Annotated in this window: 7 protein-coding genes; 4 read left to right on the top strand and 3 right to left on the bottom strand. The window is 35.7% G+C overall.

Translation table 11 applies throughout. The features are described 5' to 3' along the window. From AB1422_15295 to rplM, 3 genes are all read right to left on the bottom strand, one after another. On the bottom strand, window positions 1-214 hold a 214-nt coding region (locus AB1422_15295), incomplete at its 3' end, for a hypothetical protein (GenBank protein ID MEW6620676.1). A gap of 467 nt (window positions 215-681) precedes the next feature. Continuing rightward, window positions 682-1,080, bottom strand: coding sequence for a 30S ribosomal protein S9 (gene rpsI / locus AB1422_15290; protein ID MEW6620675.1), 399 nt, complete (start codon window positions 1,078-1,080; stop codon window positions 682-684). Window positions 1,081-1,258: 178 nt separating this feature from the next. Continuing rightward, window positions 1,259-1,687: a 50S ribosomal protein L13 gene (gene rplM / locus AB1422_15285; GenBank protein MEW6620674.1), complete on the bottom strand. Its 429-nt coding sequence runs from the start codon at window positions 1,685-1,687 to the stop codon at window positions 1,259-1,261. A 177-nt stretch (window positions 1,688-1,864) separates the two neighbouring features. On the opposite strand from rplM, the gene AB1422_15280 reads away from it, so the two are divergent. The 4 genes from AB1422_15280 (at window position 1,865) to AB1422_15265 (ending at window position 5,899) form a co-directional block, all read left to right on the top strand. After that, window positions 1,865-3,853, top strand: coding sequence for an HD domain-containing phosphohydrolase (locus AB1422_15280; protein ID MEW6620673.1), 1,989 nt, complete (start codon window positions 1,865-1,867; stop codon window positions 3,851-3,853). Window positions 3,854-4,099: 246 nt separating this feature from the next. Further along, window positions 4,100-4,546 carry a hypothetical protein gene (locus AB1422_15275; protein MEW6620672.1) on the top strand — a complete coding sequence of 149 codons (447 nt, stop codon included), beginning with the start codon at window positions 4,100-4,102 and terminating at the stop codon, window positions 4,544-4,546. A 118-nt stretch (window positions 4,547-4,664) separates the two neighbouring features. Beyond that, the gene (locus AB1422_15270; protein ID MEW6620671.1) at window positions 4,665-4,850 is read left to right on the top strand and encodes a hypothetical protein; all 186 of its coding nucleotides are present in this window, start codon (window positions 4,665-4,667) and stop codon (window positions 4,848-4,850) included. Further along, window positions 4,823-5,899, top strand: a complete 1,077-nt coding sequence (locus AB1422_15265; GenBank protein MEW6620670.1) for a type IV pilus twitching motility protein PilT — start codon at window positions 4,823-4,825, stop codon at window positions 5,897-5,899. The genes AB1422_15270 and AB1422_15265 overlap by 28 nt, the downstream gene beginning before the upstream one ends. Window positions 5,900-6,143 lie beyond the last annotated feature (244 nt).

Genomic DNA, 6,143 nt, shown 5'->3' with positions numbered 1-6,143 from the left:
TTGCTGATTCATAGTTAAGGGTAGCAAGGTAATATGCCTGTGGTGGAGATTGGTTAGCCAGGCTATTGATTGTTTGCTCCAGATTTAACACTGCCTCTTTCTCCAGCCAGGGTTTTATCCTTTGACTCTGAATCTCTGCCACTGCGGAATCTAATGATATTTGCCCCTTCGCTACCTTATTTACTAAATCCAAAAACACCTCTGGAACATTCATTGTATGTATATTCTCCCTGAAAATAGGCTGGAGAGTAGAAAGTAGCGAGAAAATTACCTTGCAACTTGTTATTCTCTACTTGCTACTATCTACTGGTATTAGTTATGTTGTCATTCAACATTTTTTAGGTCAATTGGACATTAGGTAACTATTCACCGCACAGACACAGAGACGCAGAGAAAAAATTAAAATCTATGGACGAGACGATTAACATCCCTGATTGTAATTATTCAGCCATAGATGAACACAGATGAAACACTGAAAATTCGTAATCCGTGTCCGTAATCAGGCTGAAGGGTTTTTCTCTTGTTGCCCTCTGCCCTCTGCCTTCTGCCCTCTGTCCTCTGCTATTTATCCGTGCTAATCCGTGTTAATCAGTGGCTGAATAGTTACTTTATTTCTATGTCTTCTCTGTTCCTCTGCGTCTCTGTGGTAAAGGACTACCTGAATGGTTACCAATCATTAAATTACCGTTTGGAGTACTGGAATCTGCGTCTTCGGCCATAGAGTCCATATTTTTTCCGTTCATGCATGCGCGGGTCTCGAGTTAGAAATCCGCCCCGGCCAAGAATTGTTCGCAATTCCTCATTAGCCCGGACAAGGGCTCTGGCTATGCCATGGCGAATAGCCTCTGCCTGACCAGTAACACCACCGCCTTCTACGGTAGCTAAAATATCATACTTACCTAAAGTAGAAGTAGCCATTAGTGGTTGTTGGATAATAGGTTCAAAGGTTAAACTTCTACCACCGAAGTAATCTTTTAGTTCTTTTTTATTGATAACTATTTTACCTACTCCCGGAAGAAGTCTTACCCTTGCAATTGCCCTTTTCCTTCTACCTGTCCCATAATTTTGAGTTGTAGCCATTTTTTTACAAAACCTCCTTATTGCCTGGTAATTGGTTAAATGGTAACTGGTAATTGGTTAAATAGTTTCGTCCTGAGCTCAGCCGAACGGTATTTAATTACCAATTACCAGTTACCAATCACCAGTTACCAGAATCAAATTCCGTGCGTTATTTGTTCAACACGACATTAGTCACCCGTTACCTATTTAACATTTCTGGTTGTTGAGCCTGATGAGGATGAGTATTACCTGGGTAGATGTATAACTTTTTAAGCATTTTTCTGCCTAATACCCCTTTAGGTAACATCCTTTTCACCGCTAATCTAATTACCTTATCCGGGGACTGAGCCATTAATTTGTTATATTTTATACTCTTTAAATGACCAGGATAGGTTGTATGGTGGTAATAAATTTTTTGCTCTGCTTTCTTACCCGTCACATTAACCTTCTGTGCATTAATCACGACTACATTATCACCCGTGTCTAAGTAGGGAGTATAGATTGGTTTATGTTTACCTCGCAGGATATGAGCGATGTGACTTGCCATACGCCCCAGTATTTGACTTCCTGCATCTACAACATACCATTTTTTTTGCAAGTCTTTTTCTTTAGCCATATAAGTTTTCATTTATCTTTCCTCCTTAAATTTCTGGAAAAGTGTATTATAACATATTATCAAAAATATTGCAAGAATTTTTTTATTTTTAGGATGTGTGATTCTTTTTTCCCTTGACATTTTTAATATTTTATGGTAATGTATTACAATATGGGAGGGGTAGATGGTTTGATAAAGGGTAACTAAATAATGGAGCCAAATGTTTTCCTTTTTTTAAGTGCATTTTTATCTGGGATAACAAACCTTCTGTTAATTGGATTTGTTCTTTTTAAAATAAAAGACCCTAATGCAACTAAAATAATACTCTATGGACTAATATTAGCGCTATGGAATTTTGCCTCCGTAGGGATATATTTTTCTTTAAGCAGTCAAGGGGCATTAATCTGGTTAAAATTCTATTACATAAGTCTGGTGTTTATTCCTTCCGTCTTTTTTCATCTGGTATTAACTACTATTGGAGACCATCGATTAATTACTAAAAGGATATGCCAGGTTAATTACGGTTTTAGTTATCTATTTCTCATTCTAAGTGCAATGGGAATGATGACTCAGGATGTTAATTATGTTAAAGGTTGTTACTATCCAGTAGGTCAAGTTGGTGATTTTTTATTCTTTATCTTTTTTAGCGGAACAGGAATTTATAGCCTTTTAGTTTTAGCTAACCGTAGAAGGACAACAAGTAATATTATTGAAAAAAAACAATTACGATTGTTATTTGTTGGAGGATATATTAATCTTGTTGGGATAGGAAGTAATCTGTTTTGTTTTATATCTGGTAAGATGTATGCGGCAGGACACCTTCTTACGGGGATTTATCCTTTAATCATAGTTTATACTATTGTTAGACATAGATTAGTTACGATTGAAACCCAAAATATCGAGATTTTGGGAAGAAAATTTATCTATTTTGGGCTAAGTGGGTTTATATTTGCTTTATTTTTGGGAGGTATTCTATGGTTTGAACTGGCATTTAGAAAACTAATCGGTTATAATTCACTCATCACATCTATATTAATTATCCTGACATTAATTATCTTTTTTCAATTTATATGGGAGAAGATGCAGGCGACTATTGATAGATATTTTTTTCGTGAAAGACTTAATCAGGAATATATGGCGAAAGAAATTAGTCGGAAGATTGCTTCTAACTTTGACCGGGAAATATTGTTAGATACCTTTTTAAATTCTATGGTAAATATGATACATATTCGGAATGCATCCATTATTTTACTTGATGAAACAAAGGACACTGTTCAGGTAAATCGAGCGATAGGATTAGATGTAATAAAAAAGAAAACAACGAGATTTAAAACTGATTCTGGACTAATTCATTACTTAATTCAATCTAAAAAACCAATTATCAGGGAAGAGGTAAGAAATAGTATTAATGGACAATGGCGTGAGATAAAAAAAGACATTGAGGCATTAGACGCCGCTATATGTATTCCTTTAACCTCTAAGGATAAGTTATTGGGAATGCTATCATTAGGGGAAAAGATGTCTTTGGAATCTTATACCCGAGAGGATATAGAGTTTCTTTCAATCTTGAGCAATGAAGTCGGCGTAGCGATTGAAAATGCCAATCTTTATCAAGAGAAAATGACAAGTTTCCTTAATACTATTCAATCATTATTGGCCGCCGTGGAGGCAAAAGACATCTATACTCATGGTCATTGTGAGCGGGTGGCTAAATATTCAGAGATGATAGCTACGGAACTTGGACTGTCAACAGAAGAGATAAAAAAGGCTAAAATAGCGGGTTTTTTGCATGATTTAGGTAATATTGGTATTTCGGATCAAATACTTAATAAAAAAGAACGGTTAACAATTCCCGAGTTTGAAAATGTTAAAAAACATACTTTAATTGGAGCAAAAATATTAGAGCCAATTTGTTCTGAAAAGGAAATTATTGACGGCGTAAAATTCCATCATGAAAGAATAGATGGTAGTGGTTATCCAGAATCTCTAAATGATAATAGTGTGCCTTTAATCGCTAAAATTATCACGGTTGCTGATGTCTATGATGCAATGACTTCAATTAGACCTTATCGGAAAGCATTTAGTTCAGAAGATGCCATCTCAGAACTCAAAAGAGGGTGTGGGTATTTATTTGATGGTAAAGTAGTGTCTGCGTTTATTAAGGTTTTAAATAAAGAACGAATAAAAAGTAGGAAGTAAGCAGTTGTCAAAGATATCGAGATGGTTAACTTTACTTCCAAAAGGGGTTTTTAATGAAAAGATGTTATGAGATTAGAGGGTGCCCGGCAAGCCATTATTTGAATTGTCAGGCTTACCAGCAAAATTCTAACTGTTGGGAAATTCTTAATATACCCTGTTGTAAACGAAATGATAAAGACAGATGTTTACAATGCCCAATATATCAATCCGCAGTAGGAAAAACAGGGAAATAAAGTAGATAGGAAAATGAAAAGAAAAATAATTATATTGACCATCTGTTTCATATTATTTTCAAATTATGCCTTTGGATTAAATGAAGGAAATAGTGATGAGAATTGGGTAATATGTTATCCTGTTCCACCTAAAGTCTCTCCTGTAAATGGTAACCTTAAAACAGTATTCACTTATACAATAATTTATGCAGACCCAGAAGGTGCCCCACCAGGTTTTATTGAGGTCTGGATTGATGACAGAATATATCCGATGGAAAAGGTGGATGTAACTGATAATAATTATGAAGATGGGGTAACATATCAATATAGAACTAAGTTACAGGCAGGCACTCATAAATACTCATTTGCGGCTTCAGACGGAATTATTAATGTTAAAACACCAACTATGAGCGGACCGATAGTGATGGAGGAAAATTACCCGTATCCGGCAAAAGTTACGATTGAATCAGAAGAGAGATAAAATTCGATTTTAAAAAACAGTAAGTGTTCAGGTGGTGTAACAAAAGGAGATGTGGAGATTAAGGAGATAGGGAGATATTATTAAAAAAATTGAAATTAGTAGAAACTAATAGAAATTTATGGAAATTTGTTGTTTTCCACAATCAATTTCTACCTATTTCTATAAATTTCAATCTATTTCTATTATCTTATCTCCATATCGCCCTTATCTCCTTATCCCCTTTCTTACACTTTTGATATATAGCCTGAACGGTTACAAAAAACAAGGAGCAACCGAATGGAATTTACACTTGATGACCTATTGAAAGAAATGGTCTATGAAGGTGGTTCTGATTTACATATTCGTGTTGGAGAACCACCCTTTTTTAGAATACATGGGCATTTAACCAGAACAGAAAAATTTCCAGCACTATCTCCACAAGATGCTAATGAATTATTATACAGTATTTTAAGTGAGGAAAGACAGAAAAGGTTTGAGAAGAATCTTGAGTTAGATTTATCCTATACGATTTCTGATGTTGCAAGGTTCAGGGTGAACATATTTCAACAGAGAGGGAACATTGGTGCTGTTTTGCGAACGATACCTATCAAGATACAGACAATTGATGAATTAGTTTTGCCGCAGGTATTTAAACAACTGGCAATGCTTCCGCGTGGATTTATATTGGTGACAGGACCTACCGGAAGTGGTAAATCAACAACATTAGCCGCAATGATTGAACATATAAATACGAATAAAAAAGGACATATAATCACGATTGAAGACCCCATAGAATTTGTTCATACGGATAAATTATGTGCCATAAATCAACGGGAAATAGGCGTAGATGCTGTTTCCTTTGCCGATGCGTTAAAGCATGTGATGCGACAAAATCCAGATATTATTTTAGTTGGAGAGATGCGCGATTTAGAAACTATCTCTGCGGCTATTACTGCGGCTGAAACCGGGGTTTTAGTGTTTGCAACATTACATACAAATAATGCCGTTCAAACCATAGACCGCATTATTGATGTCTTCCCGGTTGAACAGCAAGAACAGGTTAGACTTCAATTATCCGTAAATCTTCAGGCGATTGTTTCACAAACTATCGTGCCCAGAGTTGATGGGAAAGGCAGAGTTGTTGCCTTTGAAATTATGATTGCTATCCCAGCCATTAGAAGTTTGATTAGAGAGGGAAAGGCACATCAAATGTATACTATCATTCAATCCAGTGGTGGTTATGGAATGCGAACCCTGGACAGTGATTTATTAGAATTAGTTAAAAATAACCTTGTTACTTACGATGAGGCGTTAGCTCGTTCACCAAATCCAAAGGAATTTGAACAAAGAGCAACAAGACTTCAGATGGTCTAGTGTCGTGTTGAACAAATAACGCACGGAATTTGATTCTGGTAACTGGTAATTGGTAACTGGTAATTGGTAACTGGTAATTAAATACCGTTCGGCTGAGGTAATCGGTCAGTTATTGGTAGGAGAAACGCTCATGAGTCTGCGACTCACAAAGTCTTATGGTGAAATGTCAAGTAAAAAATTAAGTTTTTTTAAAAATATTTTTCTTGACTTATATCCCTAAAAAGGCACAAAAATAGTATGTTCG

Source organism: bacterium (assembly GCA_040757115.1).
Lineage (GTDB): Bacteria > UBA9089 > CG2-30-40-21 > CG2-30-40-21 > SBAY01 > JBFLXS01.
This window is presented reverse-complemented; position numbering and strand designations above follow the sequence as displayed.

Bases quoted from the DNA above. Each gene is read 5' to 3' on its own strand.
- AB1422_15275 (MEW6620672.1), top strand. From the start codon at position 4,100: ATGAAAAGAAAAATAATTATATTGACCATCTGTTTCATATTATTTTCA.
- rplM (MEW6620674.1), bottom strand. From the start codon at position 1,687: ATGAAAACTTATATGGCTAAAGAAAAAGACTTGCAAAAAAAATGGTAT.
- AB1422_15265 (MEW6620670.1), top strand. From the start codon at position 4,823: ATGGAATTTACACTTGATGACCTATTGAAAGAAATGGTCTATGAAGGT.
- AB1422_15280 (MEW6620673.1), top strand. From the start codon at position 1,865: ATGGAGCCAAATGTTTTCCTTTTTTTAAGTGCATTTTTATCTGGGATA.
- AB1422_15270 (MEW6620671.1), top strand. From the start codon at position 4,665: ATGGAAATTTGTTGTTTTCCACAATCAATTTCTACCTATTTCTATAAA.
- rpsI (MEW6620675.1), bottom strand. From the start codon at position 1,080: ATGGCTACAACTCAAAATTATGGGACAGGTAGAAGGAAAAGGGCAATT.